Below are 23,413 nucleotides of genomic sequence, written 5' to 3' on the forward strand. Positions count from 1 at the left end.
TTCGGAGTGTAGCGCAGCCCGGTAGCGCACCTGCTTTGGGAGCAGGGGGTCCAAGGTTCGAATCCTTGTACTCCGACCAAATTCTAGGGATCGTCACAGACGATCCCTTTTATTTCAGCAGATTCAGATTGTGGCTGATTTAAGCTGAATCGACTAAAATAAATAAATGACAGACCAGTTTTTCGGAGTGTAGCGCAGCCCGGTAGCGCACCTGCTTTGGGAGCAGGGGGTCCAAGGTTCGAATCCTTGTACTCCGACCATTTAAAAAGGATCGTTGAATATTCAACGATCCTTTTTTCTTTTCCGCCTCAGTTTTTCAACTCGGTTTTCCGGATCACTCAGATTGCTTGAATCGGGCAAGCACTCGCAAGTCTTCACCTACCTGGCTGACTTCATGAAATTGCAAAATCCTGGCCTGATCCACATGGGTCAATTCAGGCAAATTAAATAAACCAGCCCCACTCCCCAAAAGCTTGGGAGCCAGGTACAGCAATAATTCATTGACGCAATCCTGTCTGATCAATGCCCCATTCAGGGTCGCCCCGGCTTCCACATGCAATTCATTGATTTGCCTGCATCCCAATTCTTGCATCAGAGCTGGTAAATCCACTTGCTGATTCGCATCTGCCAGACAAATTACTTCTGCCCCCGCCTGCTCCAGTTGCGCCTGTTTTTCAGCATCAGGCACAGCACATACGATCAAGGCGCCGCCTTGCAACACCTTGGCTTGCGGCGAGATGCGCAGATGTGAATCGACAATGATTTTTTTGGGCTGACGCGGTGTGTCCACACCCCTTACATTCAGCATGGGGTCATCTGCCAGCACCGTGCCTATGCCAGTCAAAATTGCATCTGCACGCGCACGCCAGTGATGGCCATCCTGCCTTGCCGCCGGCCCGGTAATCCACTGGCTTTGCCCGTTCGCCAGTGCCGTGACGCCATCGAGGCTGCCAGCAACTTTCATCCGAATCCAGGGCTTGCCGGTTTCCATGCGCTGGAAAAAACCTATATTCAATTCCCGCGCTTGCAAGGCGAGACCAGGAAAAGTACCACACTCAACTTCGACACCTGCTTCCCGCAGGATACTCAAGCCGCGCCCTGCTACTTGTGGATTGGCATCCTGCATGGCAGCAACCACGCGTGTGATGCCAGCATCACGCAAACCATTTGCGCAGGGTGGCGTACGGCCAAAATGACTGCAGGGCTCCAGCGTGACATAAGCAGTGGCACCACGCACGTCATGGCCTTGTGCAGCAGCATCGCGCAGCGCTTGCACTTCTGCATGCGCCTGCCCTACCGGCTGTGTCCAGCCCTGCCCCAGCACCTGACCATCGCGAACGATCACGCAACCCACTTTGGGGTTAGGCGAAGTTTCTATGGTGGCGCGGCCAGCCAGCTCAAGTGCCTGCTGCATGTAAGCATAGTCAGCCTGCTTGTCCATACTCGCCTGCACCTCAGGTATTTTGTATGGTGATAGTGGGGAACTTGCTTGTCATGTCCTTGGCTTTTTCAGCAACCTTTATAGCGACTTTGCGGGCGATATCTTTATACAGGCCAGCAATTTTCCCTTCAGGCTCGGCAACCACTGTAGGCGTGCCTGAATCAGCTTGCTGGCGTATCGTCATTGTCAAAGGCAGGCCGCCAAGGAAATCAACACCAAAGTCTGCACACATTTTCTGACCACCACCTTCGCCGAAAATATGCTCAGCATGGCCACAGTTAGAGCAGATATGGATGCTCATGTTCTCGACTATGCCCAGGATAGGAATGCCGACTTTTTCAAACATTTTGAGACCCTTGCGCGCATCCAGCAAGGCGATATCTTGCGGTGTCGTGACGATGACTGCACCAGTGACCGGCACCTTTTGCGACAGGGTCAGTTGTACGTCGCCCGTACCAGGTGGCATATCGACAATGAGGTAATCCAGATCACGCCAGTTGGTCTGCCCCAGCAATTGCTGCAAGGCCTGGGTGACGAGGGGCCCACGCCAGACCATGGGCTCGTCAGGATCTATCATGAAACCTATGGAAGATACTTGGAGGCCATGGTTTTCCAGCGGCTCCATGGTTTTGCCATCGACCGTTTCAGGGCGGCCAGAGATGCCCATGATCATGGGTTGCGAAGGGCCATAGATGTCGGCATCCAGGATGCCAACAGTTGCCCCTTCAGCGGCCAGGGCCAGGGCCAGGTTGGCGGCGGTAGTCGATTTGCCAACCCCGCCCTTGCCTGAGGCTACAGCAATAATATTCTTTACGTTAGGCATGAGCCTGATGCCCGGCTGCACAGCATGGGCAATAATTTTTGAAGTCACATTGACTGCAACCTTGCCCACGCCTGGCAAAGCTGCAATGGCTGCCACAACGGCAGCGCGTATCAATTCAAACTGGCTTTTGGCCGGGTAACCCAACTCCACATCCAGGCTCACATCTGCGCCTTCTATCTTGATATTTTTGGCGGATTTGCTTGTTATCAGGTCCTTAGTGGTGTTTGGGTCTATCACTTTTGCCAATACGGCTTTAATGTCGTCAACTGTAATACTCATGCAATTCTCCATAGATATCCTGCAAGTCTAGCGCAATTTGTGCATCCAGGCTGCAATACCCTTGATGACAGGCTTGTTGTAAGTGGGCATATTTGAAGAGACGCAAACTTCCCCGTCCAATGAAGTTCAAGCATAATGGTTCTGCGCCCATTTGTTTTTTACAAAGAAAATCAGGAGAAATTGATGCAAATTCAAGCAAAACCCCACTCTCGCAGCAAATTCTGCCTTTCATTGTCTACACTGGGTTTACTTTCTTACTCCCTGACTGCCCAGGCTGGTTTGCTGGTCGGGCATTTGACCGACAAGAACGGGCAGGCCATGGGTAACGCCGTTCTGTTCGCGACACCACTGGACACGCCTTCGCCTGCGAAAAAACCTGGTGAAACCAGCATAGTGGCGCAAGAAAATTATGCTTTCAGCCCTTTCCTTACCGTCATACGCAGTGGTACACAAGTGCGATTTCCTAACAAGGACAATCACGAGCATCACCTGAAGTCATTTTCCCCAGCCAAGACTTTTGAACTACGCGTGAATAACAAGAAAGAAGAACCTGCGCCTATCCTGTTTGATAAACCTGGTGAAGTTGCCCTGGTCTGCCATTTCCACGACTGGATGCGTGGCTTTATCTATGTGGTTGATACACCTTATTTTGCCAAAACCGATGCATCGGGTAGCGTTGCCCTCAACAATCTGCCAGCAGGCAAGTACGAAGTCAAAGCATGGGCACCGAATATGTTTGGTGAGCCGCTTGCGCAAACTGTGCAAGTGGCAAACGAAGGCCCCAGCAATGTCAAATTCCAGTTCAATTTCGTACCAAAAGCACCGCCTGCACCTCGCAATTTGAGCAAGGGTACGGCGACATTTGGCTATGACTGATTGCCATGATTGAACAAATGCCCGGCATAGTCACGGGCATTCGCAATCTTGTTAGCCAGTTTGCATTTGCTGCCGGAAAGTCAGGACAATAAATTCTGCCGGGTGCACCACCGCGACTGAAACTGAGACATTCATTACCCCATCCAGTATGTCTTGCCCGGTCATGGTGCTGCCCAGCCCGACACTAACGCTATATGCCTCCGTTGGCTTGCTGCCAACCAGAGCGCCGTCTCTCCAGAGAGCGTTCAAGAAATTGCTGATTGTGGCATTCACACTATTCCAGGTCAGGCTATCATTGGCCTGAAACGCATAGGCATGCAAAGCAGCTTTAATCGATTGCTCCAGCATGATCATGGTGCGTCGGACATTGATATAGCGCCAGTCGTTACTATTCCCTGCCAGAGTGCGCGCTCCCCAGACCAGCAAACCGTAGTTGGGAAACGTACGTATGGCATTCACAGCCATGCCATTCAAAGGCACATTTAAAGCCGCTTGCTCCTGGTCATCGATCATTACCGCAGGAGAAATGGTATTGATGATGGTTGTATTGGCTGGTGGCTGAAACACACCAAAGGTATGATCAGTACGCGCATACACACCTGCCATTGCAGCAGCAGGCGGCAACAGATTGACGCTGGTCGCTATATTTTTGATGCAGGATTGATACAGTGGAGAGACAGCCATCAGGCTCTGGTGGCGCTGGCGAATGGCCACTGCATCGGCTGCCTGTGTCAGTAAGGCTACGATACTCAGGTAAGCCTGCAATTTCGATGAAGAAATACCTGGCGAACCAGGAGGAAATAAAATCGGTGCTTCTGCATTCAAATCTGCTACCAGCAAAGGCAAGGTACTGGCTGAAACCCAGCTGTAATCGATGTCACTGATATTGACGATATTCGTATTCAGCCATGGATAATAACTGACGCCATATTGATTGAATTCCTCACCCAGCCCCGTAATCCTGTAAAAGCCACCGCTGCCTGTACCGCCTGTGATGGGGTCTTGCGCACTGCCATCTGCAGGCAAATAACCATTGTGTACGTCCAGTATGCACATGAGGTGCTGCGATTGTTCACAGCTTTGCAATGCCAATTGCGACACACTGGCCCAGTCATCCAGGCTCAGGTGCACAGCATCTGGCATGACCAGCAAATCTGCCTCTGTACATTCAGCAGCGATGGCCAACGCATTGTTATAAGCATCCTTGTTAAAAGTACCCGCAGCAATTACTTCGTCATAAGTACCAAGAGAAAGTATGTAGCAAACTCCGCCGCCATTATTGAAAAACAATTGCAAGCCAAAATATAAGTCGAAAGCTGGTGCAGCTTTATTAGCCTGGTATGGCGGTGTGGCCTGAGTATTGCTCACGTAGTCATACGCTATCTGCGGCGCACCACCGAATATACTGATGTATTCATCCAGGGATGAAATGCATGCGGGCTTACCTGCACCACCGGCCTTGGCTGTATATCCCACAAAGACAGGTATGCCGGTAGGTACCGCCACCACTGAACTCGAGAAACCATCCACTTCAGTAAGGAAAACACCCGGTGCTGCAAGTTGTTGAATCATGTTCGAGTACCCCCGTAGTAATCTGCTGCCACTTTTTAAAAAGACGAACCCGGTTCAGATAAAAACTTTACTTCCTCGGCCGTTGATGCCCGTCCCAAAATCGCATTCCTGTGCGGGAAGCGACCAAAGCGCTGGATGACTGCGCGATGCTTCACGGCATACTGATAAAAGCCTTCAAAAGGCTCTCGCTGTCCTTCTGGCACTTCCTGGCGCAAGGCATCAAATAAAGCCACTGCCCTTTCCTGGTCGATCAGCGATTCTGAATGTTCCAGCGGCAGGTAAAAGAAAACTCTTTGTATGTGACGCAACTGGCGATCAGCCTGCGCTTGCAAGCCTGCTTCGCAATAAGCCCTGGCTTGCGCATCATAGGCGAATGACTCTGGCGTGTTCCTGTACATATTCCGGGGGAACTGGTCGCACAGAATGATCAGGGCCAGTCGGCCCTCTGCTGTGTTTTCCCAACCGGTTAATTCCTTTTGCATGGCCTGCTCAGTCAGGTTGGCAAAACCGTCCCTGATGGCGGCATCCAGATCATCGCTCTTGGACCACCATAGTTTGGCCTGGGATTGCGCGGTTTTGGCATCATCGGTATCCAGACCAAACCAGAAATTTAATACGGCGTGCAAATCATCCATCTATGCCCCTCTTAGATTTAAGTCTTATTATTGAAACTTACGCAAAACCGCCCCCAGTTGCGTTGCAGCTCCTAGTCGTACTTAAAGTACTGTCTTCGTCGCTACGGTGCAGTCGGGAATTGAGGCAACATGTTGCCTGCCGACGAAACGAACCTCCCTTACAAGGGAGGTTTCCTAAAGCAATAGCCTTGCTGGGGCAATTTTGCGTAAGTCCTCATTATGGGCAATTTTATCTTTTGATTAAGGAAATTGATAATTCTTTTATTTCTGTCTTGACTGAAATAAGGGAATTAACTACACTGTGATCATGGAACTTACACCCGTCAAACAAAAATTTATCCTGCACTGGGGCGAAATGGGCACCTTATGGGGTGTTAACCGTACCGTGAGCCAGATTCATGCCTTGCTGTATATCGTGGGCTGCCCCATGCAGGCAGAAGAAATTGCAGATACGCTGGGTGTAGCAAGGTCGAACGTATCAAATTCGCTGAAAGAGCTGCAAAACTGGAAGCTGGTGAAACTCGCGCATGTCATGGGTGACCGCAGGGCACATTATGAAACATCGCTGGATGTCTGGGAATTGTTCCGCACAGTAGTACGTGAACGCAAGGAAAGGGAATTCAATCCCACCATCACTACCTTGCAGCAATGCCTGGATAGCCCTGATCTGGATCAGGAAGACAAGGCCACGCAATTACGTATTGCCGAGACCCTGGCGCTGATGAAGACCGTCACCACCTGGACCGATGAAATGCTGCGACTGGAACCGAACACCTTGATGAAGCTCTTGAAGATGGGTGCGGCAGTACAAAAATTTGTGCGCGGAGATGACAAGCAATAGTGGTGCAAGCCATCGCCGCATAAAAAAATGCTCACGCATTTTTTTTGAAGATAAATTTCTGTTTAGACAGAAATGTCAGAAATAAAAGTTAAAAAGTGAGGGAACCTGAAATGAGCGACTATCCACTGACCCTGCTGTATGATGCCTCCTGCCCTATCTGCAAGCTGGAAATGGACAACTTGCGTGAACGTGATCAATTGAATAAATTAAATTTCGTTGATGCTTCAGCAGCTGGTTTTGATGCTGCAAAATATGGTGTGAATCTGGCAGAAGTGATGCGCGTCATCCATGGCATCAAACCAGACGGCACAGTGGTGACTGGGGTAGAAGTCATACACCTCTCCTACCGCGCCGCAGGCCTGGGCTGGCTGACTGCGGCCAGCAATTGGCCCCTGCTCAAACCCATCTGCAATTGGGGTTATGAGTATTTCGCCAAAAATCGCCACTGGGTTTCTGAAGTATTTGCAAGTGCCATCATACGCATTGCCGCCAGGCGCACTGAAAAACGTAGCCGCGCCTGCAAAGAAGGTAAATGCACAATTAAATAAGCTTCATCATGAAAATTCTTATCTGCGGCGGCCAAGGTTTTTTGGGTCGCCATATCAGCCGGGCTCTGCAAGATGCAGGACATGAAATATGTCATGGCGTACGCAAACCCAAACTGCCAGAACGCCTGACTGATCCGCAAGAAATAGCGATCAATTATGTGCATGATATCGAGCCTGCCATCTGGGAAAAACGTCTGCGCAGCCTTGGGCAAATTGATGTCATCATCAATGCTGTCGGCATACTCAATGAAACAACAGAACTAAGTTTCGATGCCATTCATCGCGACGCACCTGTTGCCTTGTTTTATGCAGCAGCCAGATGCGGCGTTAAATCCATCATTCAAATATCTGCTCTGGGTGCTGCAAACGAAACTGAACATCCAGAAGCCATGACAGGCTATATGCAAAGCAAGCGTGCTGCTGACAAGGCGCTCATGGCCAGCGGCCTCAGCTATCTGATCCTGCGCCCTTCTTTGGTGGTTGGCATTGATGGTGGCAGCAGCCAGTTATTCCGCAGCATGGCCAGCCTGCCTGTACTTGGTTTGCCAGGTCGTGGTGAACAACAATTGCAACCCGTGCATGTAGATGATTTGTGTGCAGCAATCGCCATCTGGCTCACCGATGAAAACCGTCACAGCATGATCTTGAATACCGTTGGCCCGCAAGCCATGTCTTACCGGCGCATGCTGGAAACTTATCGCCTGGCCATGGACATGCCTGAGCAACGCATGTTTTCTATCCCCATGCCCCTCATGCGCATGGCTGCCAGCGCAGCAAGGCTGTTACCGCAAAATGTGCTGACACCAGACAGCTTGCGCATGCTGGAGCAAGACAATGTCGCTGACGCCACCGACTTTGCTGCGCATCTGAGCAGGCCAGCGAAATCGCATAAAGACTGGTTCACTGGCATCCCTGCCAACATGCTGGCCAGCAGCGCGATTGCAGGCTGGAGCCTGCCATTGTTTCGCTATGTGCTGGCCCTGGTCTGGTTTGTCACTGCCGCAGTGTCGTTTGGTCTTTACCCCATCTCCGGCAGTCTGGCTTTATTGCAGCCTTTGGGTCTTAGTGGTGCACCTGCGATGTTCATGCTGATGGCCGCATCGACTCTGGACCTATGCCTGGGTCTGGCTACTCTGCTCTGGCCCAGGCGCGTTTTGTGGTTGATGCAAATTGCCCTGATTGTTGGCTATAGCGGCATCATTGCGATTTATTCGCCTGAGTATTATTTACATCCCTTTGGTCCAGTCTTGAAAAACTTGCCCATACTGGCATTACTCGCTTATTTATTTGCCAATAAAACAGACGCACGAAAAGACACAAAATGAATACCTATCTCTTGCTTAAAACCCTGCACGTCTTGTCTTCTGTCTTACTGGTTGGCACCGGTTTTGGTTCGGCGTTTTATATGTTCTTTACCAATCGCAGTAAACAATTCAAGGCGCAAGTCGTGGTCGCGCGGCTGGTCGTACTGGCTGACTGGTGTTTTACAACGCCAGCCGTAATTATCCAGCCCCTGACTGGCTTTGCCATGGTCCACATGGCAGGCTGGCCCTTGAGTACGCCTTGGATCATGTGGTCCTTTGTTCTCTATCTGTTTGCCGGTGCCTGCTGGTTGCCCGTGGTGTGGCTGCAAATACGCATGAAAGCCATGCTCGAAGTCGCGGACGCCAACAACACTACTGTGCTGCCAGAGCAGTACTGGCGCTATGCAAAGATATGGGAATGGTTGGGCTACCCTGCATTCATTGCCATGATAGGTGTGTACTTTTTGATGGTGAACAAGCCCAGCTTTTGATAACCAGAGACAGCTAAATACAGCTACAGCTAGTCTGCTGGCAACAACAGACTGGCTTTCCTCGTCATTTAATGCAGCGCCTCATAGAATTCTGCCTCAATAATCGACAACGCGCCCTTGGCAACGACTTTGGCACCAGTATCCGTATTCTTTTGATTAGCGACCTCCTGCATGGCAAATGCCTTGTCGCTGTCCGTTGCCATACCGGTCAACTCCACTTTGACGACACGTCCCTGTACAGCATTCAAAGGCAGGCTGACATAACCCAGGCTCTTGGGTGTCAATCCCTCATACACCAGCTTGCCATCGACGCTGATACGTATGGGGTAACTGCGCTCGCGCCAGCCAGTGAATTTGAAAACTGCTTCTGTCAGGGTGGCGGGACGCATCAGTTCATAGGCTATCCATGCCTCACCCGGCAGGCTGCCACTCTGCCAGGCGGTAGTTTCATCGTCATCAAAAGACTTTGCTGCAGCATCGACATTACTACCCGCTGTGACCTTTGCAATATCCATCGCCAGGTGTGATGCTTTGAATGAAGCTGTAGCCGGCGTCGGGCCACGTCCCAGGTAGGAAGGCAATTGCGCACTGGCCAATTGCGTGCCCAGACCGGCATTCACTTTCACCGGAATTGAGGTAATTTCCAGGCTGGCTGATTTCAAGCCGACAGCGGTGGCTGTCAGGCGTATTTTCCCGGCCTGGGTAGTGCTGCGTATCAAAACGCGATTGACACCGCCCTCCACTGGCAGACTGGAAGACAGGATGAAATTATTTTCACCTTGCGCGATGCCACCGCGCCATTCTGCCGGGCCATCCAGTTTGAAATCAACCAGGTTCAATGCCACAGGATTGCGCTGGCCGTTTGCGTCAACCACCTCGACTTCCACCAGCGCCAGATCTGCGCCATCGGCACGCAAACCCGTTGGTGCAGACCTGACGTTCAAACGCAAGGCAGCTGGCTCACCTGCTGTTTTCAATACGGTTTCACAAAGCTTTTTGCCATCTGCGGCATAACCAACGGCACGCAATTCGCCAGCCTGCCAATTCACATCCTTGAAGCTGAACAGGAAGCGCGAACTCTGCTCACCCTTGCCGAGGGATTTACCATTCAGGAACAATTCCACTACATCCGCGCTGGATATTACCGTGATTGCTTTGGTGGTCGCTGGCGTGTAATTCCAGTGGCCAATAATATGTATGCGCGGATGCTCAACATCGACCCAGCCATCCCAGATAACTTGATGCGCATAGAAGCCGTCTTTGGGGATGCGCATGGCATCTACCTCACCACTGCGGCGATAATTTTCTGCGCCGCGATGGTGGGTATTGGTGTCAGAGAAAACGATATTGACGCCGCCGCTGCTGACCCGTTTGCCAGTGCCCGGACGCTCACGCCAGTAGTCATACCAGCGCTGCACATCTTCTATGGCATGGGAATCCTGATTGCGGTTATAGATGCTGGCATCCTGCCCTTTGTGCAGAGGGCCGTCACCATCCTTGTGATACGGGGCAGTGTAGTTATCCCAGTATTTTCGCAGACCTTCATCACGCGAATATTCCATGGCCCAGAATGGCAGCCTGGCACTCTTATTGATGTAGAGCATTTCACCGCCATACTCTGCCACCTGACTATTCAGCATTTCCCGGCTGCCAGCAGCGCGCCCACCATATGGGTCATACTGATCACGTATGGCTTTCATCTCGCGCATATGGGCTTCGCTGATACCCTTGTTGCCGGATTCATAGAAAAGAATGCTGGGATTATTGCGGTTATAAATGACCGCATCCCGCATCAATGCCACCCTTTGTTCCCAGCGACGGCCATCGACATCTGCTTCAGAGTCACCTGCTGGCATGGCTTGTATCAGCCCGACCCTGTCGGCAGATTCCACATCCTGCTTCCACGGTGTCACGTGCATCCAGCGCACCAGGTTGCCATTGCTTTCTACCATTAACTGATTGCTATAGTCGCTTAACCAGGGTGGCACTGACATGCCAACTGCTGGCCATTCATTCGAAGTACGTTGTGCATAGCCGTGCATTTGCAGTACACGGTCATTCAGTTTGATCATACCATTCGCAAATTCAGTTTTGCGAAAACCGGTGCGGGTGTGTACGGTATCCACCGCGCGACCATTCACTTTCAGCGTTGTGCTGACATCGTAGAGATAGCCATAACCCCAGCTCCAGAAATTCAGTTTGCCTACGCGTGCTGCGGCTTTTACATTCGCAGTCTGTCCAGCGTCTATAGTTAGGGCCGGGCTGGCAAATGCAGCGACTTTTTTGCCATCTGGATCAGTGATGACAACTTCATAGACAAGCTTGCTGGCTACCCTCGTTTCATTCCTGACCTGGGACTCTGCAGTAATCGTGGCGGCCTTGCCAGCCACATCAAAATCCTGCGCATAGATGTAAGTGCCGGTAGTACCCAGATTGGAATATAAGGGCAAGGTCTGGTACAGGCGGCCACTCAGATGCAGGCGGATATTCTTGGGGATGCCACCATAATTCGCATTGAAATTATTGTTAGACCATTGATAGCGCTGGTTAGTCGCTTTTTCACGGTAATCCCAGGCATTGTCGGTGCGCACTGCAATCGTGTTTTCTCCCTCAGTCACGGCCTCGCTGATATCGACGCCAAAGGCCATGACGCCGTTTTCATGCAAAGCAAGGGATTTGCCATTCACAAAAATTTCTGCCGCCTGGCGCACGCCTTCAAATTCAAGGAAGACCTTGCCCGCCAAAGCACTGGCAGGCAAACTGAAACGCTTGCGATACCAGACGATGCCAGTCGACAAATCAGCGATATCTTTTTTAAAGGCTTCATCTTCGTTCCATGCGCGTGGCAGAGTAACCGCCTTCCAGCTAGCATCATCAAATGCAGGGCTGGCTGCGCCTGGTGCATCGCCGACAAATAGTTTCCAGCCAGGGTTGAAGTCATAGGTGCTGCGCGCCAGGATAGCGGGACTAGTTTGTGTTGCTTGCAGCATCTCCGTATGCAATCCTGCATACAAACCTATAAGCAGGAATAAGAAGCTGCTGAAAAATGGCCGCAGTGCCCGCAGCAATCGTGATGTTCGCATGGAATAGGTACCCATAAATAGTTGAAGTCCAGGCAATCCAGCGCAGGACATGGATCAGGAAAATGTCTGAGAACCTGTTTATGATCTTACTGCGCGAGCGTGATCGGGGCTCATGTGCTGCTCAAAATGCTCATGTACTTAGAGTACATTCCGCTTTTTGCGCTGCGTTTTTGTTACCCTAACCCCGCTGACGCTCGCTACAGATCGTAAACAGGTCCTTATCTCAGCATGCAAGGTTTTTTACGGTCAAACTTCCAGCCAGGTATCAGGTATTGCATTGCCACTGCATCATCCCGTGCGCCCAGCCCCATGCTGCGATACAGGCGATGCGCGCGCTCTACTTCGGCCATGTCCAGCTCCACACCCAGTCCCGGCGTTTGCGGTACCTGCACCATGCCGTCAATAATTTGCAAAGGCTGCCTGCCTAGCCGCTGGCCATCCTGCCAGATCCAGTGGGTATCAATTGGCGTGATTTCACCAGGTGCCGCAGCGGCTACATGGGTGAACATGGCCAGAGAAATATCGAAATGATTATTGGAATGCGAGCCCCAGGTCAACCCCCATTGCTGGCACAACTGCGCGACCCTGACCGCCCCGCGCATAGTCCAGAAATGTGGATCAGCCAATGGGATATCCACTGCCTGCAAACGCACTGCATGATCAAGTTCACGCCAGTCAGTGGCGATCATATTGGTTGCCGTTGGCAAGCCCGTTGCACGTTTGAACTCGGCCATGACTTCACGCCCTGAAAAACTTCCTTCTTCGCCACAAGGGTCTTCTGCATAAGCCAGTACATCCGCCTTGTCACGGCACAGGCGTATGGCATCATTCAGTAACCAGCCACCATTAGGATCGATGGTGATGCGCGCCTGTGGAAAGCGTTCTGCCAATGCAGTGACAGCTTCCATTTCATCTTCGCCACGCAAGACGCCGCCCTTGAGTTTGAAATCATTAAAACCGTAACGCTTATAGGCAGCTTCGGCCAGCTTCACAATAGCTTGTGGTGTCATGGCTTCTTCATGGCGCAAGCGCAACCAGTCCTCATCGGCGTCGCGGTTGCTGATGTAAGGAAGTTCAGTACGCCTGCGGTCACCAACAAAAAACAGATAGCCCAGCATTTTTACAGCGGTACGCTGTTGTCCTTCACCGAGCAGCGCAGCTACTGGCACTTCCAGGAATTTGCCCAGCAAATCCAGCAAGGCCGATTCGAGTGCTGTAACGGCATGAACAGCAATGCGCAAGTCAAAAGTCTGGTTACCACGCCCGCCACTATCCCTGTGTGCAAAGGCATCACGCACACGGTTCAGTATGCCTTGATAATCACCGATGCTTTTACCTATCAGCAAATCACGGGCATCAAGTATGGTCTGCCGTATGGCTTCACCACCTGGCACTTCACCAACACCAGTATTACCCAGACTATCGCTGAGTATCACGATATTGCGCGTAAAAAATGGCCCATGTGCACCACTGAGATTGAGCAGCATGCTGTCATGACCAGCAACCGGGATAACTTGTAAATTGACGAGGACAGGCGTACTTGAAGGAATGGGCATGGTTCTTTTCATCAAAAATAATGACAAAGCTGAGTGAAGTATTGATGCACAAATGGTAGCGCTATCAATAATGAGCGTCAAGGCTAAACATTATCAACAGAGCCATGCGAAAAACGAGAGGTTTTACTTATTTCTGCTATGAAACTGGCTTAGTCATCAGGCAGTTCCCATATCAATCAAACTCATGATTTTTTTTGCAAAAATGGCGAGATATTGCGGGAAATTGCTTTTCTACCTGGAATTTTGGAAGAGAAATGGTAGCGCAACAAATACCATCTTTTCAGCGCTGAAAAGCGAGGTGGGATAGAAGTGAATGCGTGCAAGCGGCTAAGGCATAGGAACGAGACTATGGTCAAGGGCTGCGTAGAAACAGGCGAATAAATTAAGACCCGCCTTCAATCAGAAAACCCTGCAAGCCAGACACAAGACTTGCAAGGCAATCGGACTACATCCCTTTCACCTGGCGCGCCGCCTGCACCATCTCATGCACATCATTGGTCATGACAGCCAGGAAGCCCAGCAAAATCAGATAATAAGCCGCATAGGTAAAACGTACTTGTGCAGACATATTGTAGTAAGCCTTGTTCTCTTCAGCCTCTGGATCGTATTTCCAGGCGCGCCACAATTGTGGCCATGCCAGAAAACCGATGATGATAAGCATGGGACTTGGGCGGTAGTAAAACAAAGCCAGCAAAACGGGGACGCCGACAAACCAGATCCGCGGCGTCAGCACGGCCGTAATGCGCCCGCCATCAAAGGGGGACAGCGGTATCATATTGAACAGGTTCAAGAAGAAGCCTGAATACGCTACCGCCATCAATAAATCGCTATTGTAATTACGGGCCAGGAAATAACACAGGATAGCCCCGACAGTACCTGCCAATGGCCCGCCGAGGCCAATATATGCCTCGGTTTCTGCATCATGCGGCATGTCTTTCAATTCTATCCAGGCACCCAGAAAAGGGATGAAGGTAGGTAAGCCCACATCCAGCCCACGCTGGCGGGCAGCAATGAAATGTCCCATTTCATGCACGAACATGAGCAAGACAAATCCCACGGCATACCACCAACCAAATATCCAGGCATAGAGTGCAACAGAAATAATCATGGTACCGCCCGAGGTCAGCAACTTGCTAAACTTGACGCCGGAAAACAGCAGGAGCAGCAACTTCATCATTTTTTATTTTATCCTTGCCCGCAATTCAAATAACTAAAAATTCAAGCTTTCTTGCGCCCAAACAGCTTGCTTATCAATGCACCCAAGCCTACCACGGCAATCAGCGCCAATTTGGCGAACTTGGCAAAGAAAGCGAAGATGATGGCAAACAAACCCAGCTTCTTGGCTGCAACACCGGCCACCAACGCTGCCAAACCATATTCAGCAACTTTATCAGTACTGATATTGAAATCGCTGTAACGCTTGCCATCTGAAAATTCCAGATGTCCCAGCAAATCCTTGGCGATGGCTTTTTGTTGTGGCAAATCGTTCAATGCAGTGACCAGATTCATGCTGATATAGCCTTCACGACCCAGCGCGTAAGTATTGTAATTAACACCCTGGCTGTCATTGCTGCCTTGTTTGTCTTTGGTAATCGCTGACCATACCAGCCTATGCGTTGCCGCTTCATAATTAGGCTTCTCAGCCCAGCCCACGAGTTGCATTTCCGGGATGCCGCGCTGACGACGCTCTTTATTGCCCTCTTCCGTACCTTCCTTCAGACTCGTCAACAAGTCGTCGGCATTCCAGTCTTTGGCATCATCATCTTTGATATAGCCTGCTTTTTCATAACGCGCCACGATCATCCAGTTACCATCTTCGGGAAAAATGGCACCAAGCAAGCTGGGATCAGAAGAATTGCCCATGGCACGCATGATGCGGCCCGCCTGAGGCATGGGAATGAATATTTGGCCGGCAGGTACTTTCAATACAGCCTGATCTATCATTTTGACTTCGGCAGGGCCAGCCTGCATGACTTTTTTTGCTTCATCGAATGCTGCCTTGACCTCTGCCTCAGTTGCTGCATTTTGCGCATAAGCAAAATGGCTAAAGACTGCGACAAAAAAGGCTATTACCCACTTTAAAAACTGCTTGGCGATCATTTTCATTCCCTATAAATTTATATTTTTGATGAGCAATATGCCATCAGGCATTTGACTATCATTTATTGTGCACAATTAATTTATGGTTTTTGTGATTTTATATACACTTTATTTCCATAAAGTTAAGCATAATGCCTTGAAACATGGGCTAAATCAAATCCATACTAAGGTATTAGGCGCTAAAATAGCGTCCCCAGCTCAGGCTTACCACACAGATAAAAGTGCTTACCATCCCTGGCAAAGAACAAGCACCGGCAGAATCATGACCACCTCCACAAGCAATACCGATACAGATCACACACTGGACCACTTGCCCGCATCTGCAGTAGCAATGGCAGAGCAACATCTGCGCGACGTTCTGCAACTGGCCTTTGAACATACTGATCAGCATCAGGCTGTGGTCGTGTACGACCAGCGCAGCCCTCTGGCGGTGGCACTGACCAATGCTTATCGTGCTTGCTTGCCCAATGCGCGCTTTATCGATTTTGATGCAGAGACACCTGAGCTGATTTTATCGACCTTGAATGCTTTGCAGGCATCTGATCTGGCAGTACTGGTACAGTCAACCAATTTTCGCCTCGAAGCTTACAGACTACGGGTGGAATTATTCAAGCGCGGCTTGAAAGTGATAGAACATCCTCATCTTGCACGCATGGAAGGTGACGAAAACCTGTATTACATAGAGTCGCTGGCTTACGATGCCAACTACTATCGCGGTACTGGCAATGCGCTCAAACAAAAAATCGATAGCGCCAGCGGTGGCGTCGTTGATAGTGGCGGTGCCGAACTGATCTTCAGCGGCCGCTTTGAACCAGCCAAACTCAATGTCGGCGACTATCGCCAGATGAATAATGTCGGCGGTCAATTTCCCATAGGTGAAGTGTTCACAGAATCGGTAGCGCTTGAAGATGTATATGGTCAAATCCGCATCTTTGCTTTTGGCGATACGACATTTACCGTCAATCGTCCGACACAGCCGATCACTCTGGTCGTGGAAAAAGGCCAGGTCACGGATACCATCAATTCCACGCCTGACTTTGATCAGGTGCTGGCCAATATCAGGGCGGACGACAGCGTGGTCTGGGTGCGCGAACTGGGTTTTGGCATGAACAAGGCTTTTTCCAAGGACAAGACCGTACGCGATATAGGCACATATGAGCGCATGTGTGGCGTCCATTTGTCCCTGGGCGCCAAGCATGGCAGCTATGCCAAACCGCATATCAAGCGCGGTGAAGGCCGCCATCATGTTGATGTCTTCGCCGTTACCGAAGCGGTAAAACTGGATGATGAAGTTGTCTACAGGAATGGTGCCTGGGTAGTTTGAACAGCATCCATTGGCAAAACAATACGAAAATCCCCTTACTATCCCCTCGGATCAGGGCATAGCGGCTGCAATATGTGCATTCGCTGTTAGAATAATGCTCTTGTCCGTTCATAAAAAGTGCATCAACCATGACCCGTAAGCTGTTTGTTACCACTGCCCTGCCGTACGCTAATGCGCCCTTCCACCTTGGTCACATCATGGAATATATCCAGGCTGACATCTGGGTAAGGCATCAGCGAATGTCGGGTCACGAGGTACATTTCGTCGGCGCGGATGATGCACACGGTGCACCTATCATGATCGCGGCTGAGAAAGCGGGTATCACGCCTCAAGCTTTTGTGGCGCAGATCGCTGCCGGACGCAAACAATACCTCGATGGTTTCCATATTCAGTTTGACAACTGGCATTCAACTGATGGTGAAGAAAACCATCAGTTGTCGCAGGACATCTATCGCAAACTGAAGTCTGCCGGCTTTATCACCAGCAAAACCATAGAACAGTTTTTTGACCCGGTCAAAAACATGTTCCTGCCTGACCGTTACATCAAGGGCGAATGTCCTAAATGCGGTGCCAAGGACCAGTATGGCGATTCCTGCGAAGTCTGCAGTGCCGTGTATGCGCCTACAGAATTGAAGAATCCCTATTCCGTCCTGACCGGTGCAACACCGATCATGAAGTCATCTGAGCATTTCTTCTTTAAACTGTCTGATGAAAAATGCGTGGAATTCTTGCGCGGCTGGGCCTTGAAAGACAATCGCCTGCAGTCTGAAGTGGCAAACAAATGCAAGGAATGGCTGGAAGGTGAAGGCGGCCTGGGCGACTGGGATATCAGCCGCGATGCGCCTTATTTTGGTATCGAAATTCCTGACCAACCGGGCAAATATTTCTATGTCTGGCTGGATGCGCCAGTGGGTTACCTGGCTTCGCTGAAAAACTACTTCGGCAAGACGGGGCGTGATTACGATGCCTTCATGGCTGACCCGACGACCGAGCAAATTCATTTCATAGGCAAGGATATTACCTATTTCCATACCCTGTTCTGGCCAGCGATGCTGAAGTTCTCTGGTTATAAAACACCAGACAATGTGTATGCCCATGGTTTTGTGACTGTCTCTGGCGAAAAAATGTCCAAGTCACGTGGCACGGGCATTTCACCACTGCGCTATCTGGAAATCGGCATGAACCCTGAATGGCTGCGTTATTACTTCGCCGCCAAACTGAATGCCAAGGTTGAAGATCTGGACATGAATCCGGAAGACTTCGTTGCGCGTGTGAATTCTGACCTGATCGGCAAATACATCAACATCGCCAGCCGCGCTGCCGGTTTCATCAGCAAGCGTTTTGATGGTGTGGTGGCTACTGACTGGGCGACGACAGATGATGCCTTCCTGAATAATCTGCGTAATGTTGCGCCAGAAATCCAGGCATTGTTTGAAGCACGTGAATACGGCAAAGCCCTGCGTGCGGCGATGGAACAGGCTGATCTGGTGAATGCCTATGTCGATTCCAACAAGCCTTGGGAACTGGCGAAAAAGCCAGAGAACGATGCCAAGCTGCAGGAAGTGTGCAGCCGCTTGCTGGAAGCTTTCCGCATCCTGACCATCTTCCTGAAACCGGTCTTGCCGCAACTGGCAGCACAGGTAGAAACACAATTGAATATCGCCCCGTTGCAATGGGCAGATGTTGCTACGCCGTTGCCACATCTGCACAAAATCAATCCTTACACGCATTTGATGCAAAGGGTAGATTTGAAGATATTTGACGACTTGTTTGATGCACCAGCGCCAGTGACCGCAGTTGCCTCTGAAACTGCAGAAGTTGCAGCTTCTGACATCGAACCACTGGCCGAAGAAATCAAGATTGATGATTTTGCCAAGGTCGATCTGCGCATAGCCAAGATCGTCAATTGCGAACATGTAGAGGGTTCAGACAAACTCTTGCGCCTGACGCTGGACGTGGGCGAAGGCCGCACCCGCAATGTGTTCTCAGGCATCAAATCAGCTTACCAGCCAGAACAACTGATAGGCAAATTCACCGTCATGGTGGCGAATCTGGCACCGCGCAAGATGAAGTTTGGCATGTCAGAAGGCATGGTATTGGCAGCATCGGCTGCAGATGAAAAGGCTAACCCAGGTCTGTATATACTGGAAGCCTGGCCTGGTGCACAGCCTGGCATGCGTGTCCGTTAATATCTTGCCAGCAACGTATGAATATTGTTGTCCGTGAAGCTGCTATCGAAGATGCGCAACTCATCGCGCATCTGACCCGCACTTGCTGGACTGACAAGGTGGCCGCTACCTCCAGCGGCCACCATGAAAGCAGTGAGCGCGTCTGCAATGATTTAATGCAGGGTGGCGGCTTTGTCCTGTTACTGGATGATGAACCAGTGGGCTCGGTACGCTGGCTGCCGCTGGATACAGAAAATAATTGCTGGGAAATGCTGCGCATGGGGGTCTTGCCCGCTTTTCGGGGTGAAGCCCTGTCCCAGCATTTGCTGGAAGCCGTCATTCATGCGGCCCAGGCATCCGGCATAGAAGAATTACGTCTGGGAGTGCGTAGCGACCAGCCCCGTCTGCTGGACTTGTATGCCGCATTCGAGTTTGAACTCGCGCCCGAGCTTGAATATTCCCACGCCAATCCGAATGAGCCTGCCCCGCATGTTATGCGGCGATTCCTGAAAAACTAAAGAAATCGGCACACTTGCTCATATCTAATATATTTTAGGTATACTCCTCTACGGTTTTGTTCATCCAGACGAGTGCTAGAATTTAAGCAACAACTTAAGCAATGCAGCCAAACTCGACCTGTATTTACAGTGCCTTCGTATTAAACTTATCCTCACTCCTGTCTATCCTGCTTTGGAAGTACATCCATGAACAGCCCCATTAGCCCTTCCGCCATCACATCTCCCATCCCTGCCCGCCTGGTGCAATTACGCGCTGCCATGCAGGCACAGGGGCTAGATGCCTACATCGTGCCATCTTCCGACCCGCATCTGTCAGAGTATTTGCCTGATCGCTGGCAGGGCCGCAGCTATTTCTCTGGTTTTACTGGTTCGGTAGGTACGCTGATCGTTACTGCTGATTTCGCAGGCCTATGGGTAGACAGCCGCTACTGGAGTTCGGCAGAGGTAGAACTGGCACCGACTGGCATCAAGATGATGAAAATCGCCTCGGCAGCAGCTACTTTGTACATAGACTGGCTGGCCAGCAATCTGCAGGCGGGGCAAACTGTTGGCGTAGATGGCGCTGTATTGGGGTTGGCAACTGCCAGGGCACTGGAGCAGGCTTTGCAAAGCAAGAGCATCACATTCAATACCAGCCACGATCTTTTGGATAAAGTGTGGGACGAACGCCCCAGCTTGCCGCAGGCTGCCATCTATGAACATGCAGCACCGTATGCCGTAGTCGCCCGCGCCAACAAACTGGCGATGATACGCGAGCAGATGCGTAGCAAAAACGCAGACTGGCATTTTGTTTCCACGGTCGATGACCTGGCCTGGACTTTCAATTTGCGCGGTGCAGACGTCAGCTATAACCCGGTATTTGTTGGCCATGCCCTGATCAGCCAGACTGAGGCAAAACTGTTTGTATCCGAAGGAAAAGTCCCGGCAGAACTGGCAGCCATATTGGCAAAAGATGGCGTTAACCTGGCAGACTATAGCGAAGCAGCGTCCGCACTGGCAGCCCTGCCTGCAGATAGCAGCATCATGATAGACCCGCGCAGGATCACTTATGGTTTCCGCCAAAGTATCCCGACAAGCGTCACAGTCATCGAAGCCATCAACCCATCTGTATTTGCCAAATCCCGCAAGACGGCAGAAGAAGCGCAGTTTGTTCGTGAAGCCATGGAACAGGATGGTGCAGCGCTGTGTGAATTCTTCACCTGGCTGGAAGGTGCATTAGGTAAGCAACGCATCACTGAGCTGACCATAGACGAAGAAATCTGCGCTGCCCGTGCCCGCCAGCCGCACTTTGTTTCACCCAGTTTTAATACCATCGCTGGCTTCAATGCCAACGGTGCCATGCCACATTACCGTGCAACCAAAGAATCGCACTCCGTCATCGAAGGTGATGGCCTGCTGCTCATCGACTCTGGTGGTCAGTACCTGAATGGTACGACGGACATTACCCGCGTCGTTCCTGTAGGCCAGGTATCAGAAGCGCAAAAGCGTGATTTCACCCTGGTATTGAAGGGTATGATCAATCTTTCGCAAATGCGTTACCCACGTGGCACGCTGTCACCCATGCTTGACACGGTAGCGCGCGCGCCTATCTGGGCCGACGGCGTTAACTATGGTCACGGCACTGGTCACGGCGTAGGCTATTTCCTGAATGTGCATGAAGGCCCGCAGAGCATTTCCCCCGCAATAGCAGAAGCGCATATGGCGATGGAACCTGGCATGATCACATCCAATGAGCCGGGCATCTACCGCCCTGGCAAATGGGGCGTGCGCATAGAAAATCTGCTGTTGAACGTGCCTGCCTTGCAAACCGAATTTGGTGAGTACCTGGAATTTGAAACCCTGACACTCTGTCCTATAGACACTCGCTGCATCACTATAGAATTAATGCGCGAAGACGAAATTAAATGGCTCAATGATTACCATACTACAGTCTTGCAGCGCCTGTCGCCACGTGTCAGCGGTGCTGCACTGGAATGGCTGAAGGAAAGAACCCAAGCCCTGCTGCGTTCAGCCAATTAATCTAAACGGCTGACATTCTTACCTGCTCACTGTCACGGCAGTGGGTGATCATCAATTTCAATGTAAAGAGGCAAGCGATGGAAGACAGCAAACTTTTGCAGGGCAGGAATTTTCATAATATGGATTTGACTGGCTCCAACTTCGGCCAGGTACAGCTACGCGGCAGTAATTTCCGTAGTGTTGATATGGAAGGCTGTCGGTTCGCCGATATCTCATTCAAAGATGTGCTCATAGAGAGCAGTGAACTTAGTGGCATGAAAATCAATGGCATTTTGGTTTCCGAGCTGCTACGCGTGTATCAGCAAGGTCAACAATAAGAAAAGCCGCATAAGCGGCTTTTCTTATTTTAGGGCCCTGCTTTTTTATGTACTGGTTTTATACACTAACTACAGAACCCGGAAACTGCACACAGAATTTACTACCCACATCCGGCGTAGATTCGATCAACAAATTCGCCTTGTGCCTGAGCAGCACATGCTTGACAATCGCCAGGCCCAGACCAGTCCCCTGGGTTTCGCGGGAACGGCTTTTATCGACGCGGTAAAAGCGTTCAGTCAGGCGCGAGATATGTTCGGCACTAATACCTATGCCATCGTCCTGCACCGCAAATTTGGGGCCATTCGCAGTATCTATCCAGCTGATCTTGATGTTGCCGTTTTCAGGCGTATAACGGATCGCATTTGTCACCAGATTGGTCAGTGCACTGCGTATTTCATCATTACTGCCACGGATGTCCGGGCCTGTACATTCCAGCGTGATCTTGTGCTTGCCAGCAGACAGTGCATGCGCTTCCTGCATGATCTGCTCCAGCAAACCCTGCATGCTGATACGCTCAGGCCGCGGCGGATAATCAACGGACTCCAGTCTGGTCAGGGTCAGCATGTCTTCTACCAGACGCTGCATGCGCTCACCCTGCTCTGTCATCAGTTTCAGATGCATATTGCGGGTCTGGTTATCCAGGTCACCCTGCATGGAAGCAATTTCCAGGAAACCATTGATGACAGTCAGCGGTGTGCGCAGCTCATGCGAGGCATTGGCAATAAAGTCGCGCCGCATCATGTCTATGCGTTCTGATTCAGTCACATCATGGGTCACCAGAATCTGACGGCGGTTTTCAAACGGGATGATATGGGCAATCAGCTTGCGGTCACGGAAGGACAGCGTCAAGGGTGTTTCATAACGTCCGAGGATAATGTAATCCATGAATTCAGGGCTGCGTACCAGGTTGGTCACGCGCATGCCCTTGTCCTGCGCATGGCTCAGGCCCAGATGGCTTTCCGCTGCCGGGTTGCACCATTCCAGAAACAATACATCATCCATAATGACAACGCCATCAGGCAAAAGCGTCATTGCCTGGCGAAAACGTGCCAGCCACTCTGCCAGTTCAGCCTGGTTCTTTTCATCATCACGGCGCAATTTATACAGGCGTGAAAATATGTCAGTCCAGGCACCCCAGCCATCAGGCAAACGTGAGCTGTTAGGATTGTCCAGCCAGTCAGCCAGGCGCTGCAAATAAAATAGCTGGACACAAAACAGGGTGACCATACCGATCAATCCCAATACCAAACCTGTCACAGGCCCCCACAGATAGATAGCAGATGCGGCTCCCATGAGAACCAGGAAGATACGTACAAATGCAGAAATCCAGAAAATAAGGCGTGGAGACATAGTGTGTCCTGAGGGTCCTCTTTATTGCTTGAAATATAATGCGCAAATGTAATGATATAGGTTTTGCTGATATCAGTGAGCAATGTTTGCAGTCAATTCCCAAACAGGAAAAGCCATGCCACACTGCATACAGGTGATGCAGTGCGCTATACAGCAAATAGCATTAC

19 protein-coding genes and 2 tRNA genes are annotated in these 23,413 nt (G+C 50.8%); 12 read left to right on the forward strand and 9 right to left on the reverse strand.

The features are described 5' to 3' along the window. Positions 1-2 precede the first annotated feature (2 nt). Together AC07OI_RS06195 and AC07OI_RS06200 are read left to right on the forward strand one after the other, a co-directional pair. Positions 3-79, forward strand: a tRNA-Pro gene (locus AC07OI_RS06195). A gap of 104 nt (positions 80-183) precedes the next feature. Next, a tRNA-Pro gene (locus AC07OI_RS06200) sits at positions 184-260 on the forward strand. 74 nt (positions 261-334) lie between these two features. Here AC07OI_RS06200 and ribD read toward each other — a convergent pair. After that, complete coding sequence (gene ribD / locus AC07OI_RS06205) at positions 335-1,441, reverse strand: bifunctional diaminohydroxyphosphoribosylaminopyrimidine deaminase/5-amino-6-(5-phosphoribosylamino)uracil reductase RibD (protein ID WP_495256594.1); 1,107 nt, start codon at positions 1,439-1,441, stop codon at positions 335-337. A gap of 13 nt (positions 1,442-1,454) precedes the next feature. Continuing rightward, the gene (apbC, locus tag AC07OI_RS06210; RefSeq protein WP_495256595.1) at positions 1,455-2,543 is read right to left on the reverse strand and encodes an iron-sulfur cluster carrier protein ApbC; all 1,089 of its coding nucleotides are present in this window, start codon (positions 2,541-2,543) and stop codon (positions 1,455-1,457) included. A 183-nt stretch (positions 2,544-2,726) separates the two neighbouring features. Between apbC and AC07OI_RS06215 the strand changes: the two genes are divergently transcribed. After that, positions 2,727-3,419: a methylamine utilization protein gene (locus AC07OI_RS06215; RefSeq protein WP_495256596.1), complete on the forward strand. Its 693-nt coding sequence runs from the start codon at positions 2,727-2,729 to the stop codon at positions 3,417-3,419. Between the two features lie 51 nt (positions 3,420-3,470). Here AC07OI_RS06215 and AC07OI_RS06220 read toward each other — a convergent pair whose 3' ends face one another. Both AC07OI_RS06220 and AC07OI_RS06225 read right to left on the reverse strand, forming a co-directional pair. Further along, complete coding sequence (locus tag AC07OI_RS06220; protein ID WP_495256597.1) at positions 3,471-4,991, reverse strand: phage tail sheath family protein; 1,521 nt, start codon at positions 4,989-4,991, stop codon at positions 3,471-3,473. A gap of 35 nt (positions 4,992-5,026) precedes the next feature. Beyond that, the gene (locus tag AC07OI_RS06225; RefSeq protein WP_495256598.1) at positions 5,027-5,626 is read right to left on the reverse strand and encodes a DUF924 family protein; all 600 of its coding nucleotides are present in this window, start codon (positions 5,624-5,626) and stop codon (positions 5,027-5,029) included. A 307-nt stretch (positions 5,627-5,933) separates the two neighbouring features. Here AC07OI_RS06225 and AC07OI_RS06230 point away from each other — a divergent pair, with 307 nt between their 5' ends. The 4 genes from AC07OI_RS06230 to AC07OI_RS06245 all read left to right on the forward strand — a co-directional run bounded on the left by AC07OI_RS06230 (position 5,934) and on the right by AC07OI_RS06245 (position 8,810). Then, on the forward strand, positions 5,934-6,467 hold the full coding sequence (locus tag AC07OI_RS06230; protein ID WP_110254021.1) for a GbsR/MarR family transcriptional regulator: 534 nt from the start codon (positions 5,934-5,936) through the stop codon (positions 6,465-6,467). A gap of 110 nt (positions 6,468-6,577) precedes the next feature. Further along, positions 6,578-7,015 (forward strand): thiol-disulfide oxidoreductase DCC family protein, encoded by a 438-nt coding sequence (locus AC07OI_RS06235; protein WP_495256599.1) that lies wholly within the window; start codon positions 6,578-6,580, stop codon positions 7,013-7,015. 8 nt (positions 7,016-7,023) lie between these two features. Next, entirely contained in the window at positions 7,024-8,340 is a 1,317-nt protein-coding gene (locus tag AC07OI_RS06240) for an SDR family oxidoreductase (protein ID WP_495256600.1), read from the forward strand. Continuing rightward, complete coding sequence (locus AC07OI_RS06245) at positions 8,337-8,810, forward strand: DUF2269 family protein (protein WP_495256601.1); 474 nt, start codon at positions 8,337-8,339, stop codon at positions 8,808-8,810. The genes AC07OI_RS06240 and AC07OI_RS06245 overlap by 4 nt, the downstream gene beginning before the upstream one ends. A 68-nt stretch (positions 8,811-8,878) precedes the next feature. On the opposite strand, the gene AC07OI_RS06250 is transcribed toward AC07OI_RS06245, so the two are convergent. The 4 genes from AC07OI_RS06250 to AC07OI_RS06265 all read right to left on the reverse strand — a co-directional run bounded on the left by AC07OI_RS06250 (position 8,879) and on the right by AC07OI_RS06265 (position 15,549). Next, positions 8,879-11,800 (reverse strand): DUF4982 domain-containing protein, encoded by a 2,922-nt coding sequence (locus AC07OI_RS06250; RefSeq protein ID WP_495256602.1) that lies wholly within the window; start codon positions 11,798-11,800, stop codon positions 8,879-8,881. A 311-nt stretch (positions 11,801-12,111) separates the two neighbouring features. Next, entirely contained in the window at positions 12,112-13,449 is a 1,338-nt protein-coding gene (gene gudD / locus AC07OI_RS06255) for a glucarate dehydratase (RefSeq protein WP_495256603.1), read from the reverse strand. A 445-nt stretch (positions 13,450-13,894) separates the two neighbouring features. Continuing rightward, positions 13,895-14,626 (reverse strand): site-2 protease family protein, encoded by a 732-nt coding sequence (locus tag AC07OI_RS06260; RefSeq protein WP_492702671.1) that lies wholly within the window; start codon positions 14,624-14,626, stop codon positions 13,895-13,897. Between the two features lie 41 nt (positions 14,627-14,667). Further along, a complete protein-coding gene (locus AC07OI_RS06265) occupies positions 14,668-15,549 on the reverse strand; it encodes a DUF2167 domain-containing protein (RefSeq protein WP_495256604.1) in 882 nt (293 codons plus the stop codon). A gap of 262 nt (positions 15,550-15,811) precedes the next feature. Here AC07OI_RS06265 and AC07OI_RS06270 point away from each other — a divergent pair, with 262 nt between their 5' ends. The 5 genes from AC07OI_RS06270 to AC07OI_RS06290 all read left to right on the forward strand — a co-directional run bounded on the left by AC07OI_RS06270 (position 15,812) and on the right by AC07OI_RS06290 (position 21,895). Continuing rightward, a complete protein-coding gene (locus AC07OI_RS06270; RefSeq protein ID WP_495256605.1) occupies positions 15,812-16,873 on the forward strand; it encodes a hypothetical protein in 1,062 nt (353 codons plus the stop codon). Positions 16,874-17,001: 128 nt separating this feature from the next. Then, positions 17,002-19,062 carry a methionine--tRNA ligase gene (metG, locus tag AC07OI_RS06275; protein ID WP_495256606.1) on the forward strand — a complete coding sequence of 687 codons (2,061 nt, stop codon included), beginning with the start codon at positions 17,002-17,004 and terminating at the stop codon, positions 19,060-19,062. Positions 19,063-19,079: 17 nt separating this feature from the next. Further along, the gene (locus AC07OI_RS06280; RefSeq protein ID WP_492702667.1) at positions 19,080-19,559 is read left to right on the forward strand and encodes a GNAT family N-acetyltransferase; all 480 of its coding nucleotides are present in this window, start codon (positions 19,080-19,082) and stop codon (positions 19,557-19,559) included. A gap of 186 nt (positions 19,560-19,745) precedes the next feature. Continuing rightward, positions 19,746-21,578: an aminopeptidase P family protein gene (locus AC07OI_RS06285; RefSeq protein ID WP_495256607.1), complete on the forward strand. Its 1,833-nt coding sequence runs from the start codon at positions 19,746-19,748 to the stop codon at positions 21,576-21,578. Between the two features lie 77 nt (positions 21,579-21,655). Further along, entirely contained in the window at positions 21,656-21,895 is a 240-nt protein-coding gene (locus AC07OI_RS06290) for a pentapeptide repeat-containing protein (protein ID WP_492702665.1), read from the forward strand. 58 nt (positions 21,896-21,953) lie between these two features. Here AC07OI_RS06290 and phoR read toward each other — a convergent pair whose 3' ends face one another. Continuing rightward, positions 21,954-23,246: a phosphate regulon sensor histidine kinase PhoR gene (phoR, locus tag AC07OI_RS06295; RefSeq protein WP_495256608.1), complete on the reverse strand. Its 1,293-nt coding sequence runs from the start codon at positions 23,244-23,246 to the stop codon at positions 21,954-21,956. Positions 23,247-23,413 lie beyond the last annotated feature (167 nt).

The organism is Undibacterium sp. GW821-FHT07F11, from assembly GCF_059418665.1.

Excerpts from the sequence above, each read along its gene's own strand:
- ribD (WP_495256594.1), bottom strand. The coding sequence starts at position 1,441 with ATGGACAAGCAGGCTGACTATGCTTACATGCAGCAGGCACTTGAGCTG.
- apbC (WP_495256595.1), bottom strand. The coding sequence starts at position 2,543 with ATGAGTATTACAGTTGACGACATTAAAGCCGTATTGGCAAAAGTGATA.
- AC07OI_RS06215 (WP_495256596.1), top strand. The coding sequence starts at position 2,727 with ATGCAAATTCAAGCAAAACCCCACTCTCGCAGCAAATTCTGCCTTTCA.
- AC07OI_RS06220 (WP_495256597.1), bottom strand. The coding sequence starts at position 4,991 with ATGATTCAACAACTTGCAGCACCGGGTGTTTTCCTTACTGAAGTGGAT.
- AC07OI_RS06225 (WP_495256598.1), bottom strand. The coding sequence starts at position 5,626 with ATGGATGATTTGCACGCCGTATTAAATTTCTGGTTTGGTCTGGATACC.
- AC07OI_RS06230 (WP_110254021.1), top strand. The coding sequence starts at position 5,934 with ATGGAACTTACACCCGTCAAACAAAAATTTATCCTGCACTGGGGCGAA.
- AC07OI_RS06235 (WP_495256599.1), top strand. The coding sequence starts at position 6,578 with ATGAGCGACTATCCACTGACCCTGCTGTATGATGCCTCCTGCCCTATC.
- AC07OI_RS06240 (WP_495256600.1), top strand. The coding sequence starts at position 7,024 with ATGAAAATTCTTATCTGCGGCGGCCAAGGTTTTTTGGGTCGCCATATC.
- AC07OI_RS06245 (WP_495256601.1), top strand. The coding sequence starts at position 8,337 with ATGAATACCTATCTCTTGCTTAAAACCCTGCACGTCTTGTCTTCTGTC.
- AC07OI_RS06250 (WP_495256602.1), bottom strand. The coding sequence starts at position 11,800 with ATGCTGCAAGCAACACAAACTAGTCCCGCTATCCTGGCGCGCAGCACC.
- gudD (WP_495256603.1), bottom strand. The coding sequence starts at position 13,449 with ATGCCCATTCCTTCAAGTACGCCTGTCCTCGTCAATTTACAAGTTATC.
- AC07OI_RS06260 (WP_492702671.1), bottom strand. The coding sequence starts at position 14,626 with ATGATGAAGTTGCTGCTCCTGCTGTTTTCCGGCGTCAAGTTTAGCAAG.
- AC07OI_RS06265 (WP_495256604.1), bottom strand. The coding sequence starts at position 15,549 with ATGATCGCCAAGCAGTTTTTAAAGTGGGTAATAGCCTTTTTTGTCGCA.
- AC07OI_RS06270 (WP_495256605.1), top strand. The coding sequence starts at position 15,812 with ATGACCACCTCCACAAGCAATACCGATACAGATCACACACTGGACCAC.
- metG (WP_495256606.1), top strand. The coding sequence starts at position 17,002 with ATGACCCGTAAGCTGTTTGTTACCACTGCCCTGCCGTACGCTAATGCG.
- AC07OI_RS06280 (WP_492702667.1), top strand. The coding sequence starts at position 19,080 with ATGAATATTGTTGTCCGTGAAGCTGCTATCGAAGATGCGCAACTCATC.
- AC07OI_RS06285 (WP_495256607.1), top strand. The coding sequence starts at position 19,746 with ATGAACAGCCCCATTAGCCCTTCCGCCATCACATCTCCCATCCCTGCC.
- AC07OI_RS06290 (WP_492702665.1), top strand. The coding sequence starts at position 21,656 with ATGGAAGACAGCAAACTTTTGCAGGGCAGGAATTTTCATAATATGGAT.
- phoR (WP_495256608.1), bottom strand. The coding sequence starts at position 23,246 with ATGTCTCCACGCCTTATTTTCTGGATTTCTGCATTTGTACGTATCTTC.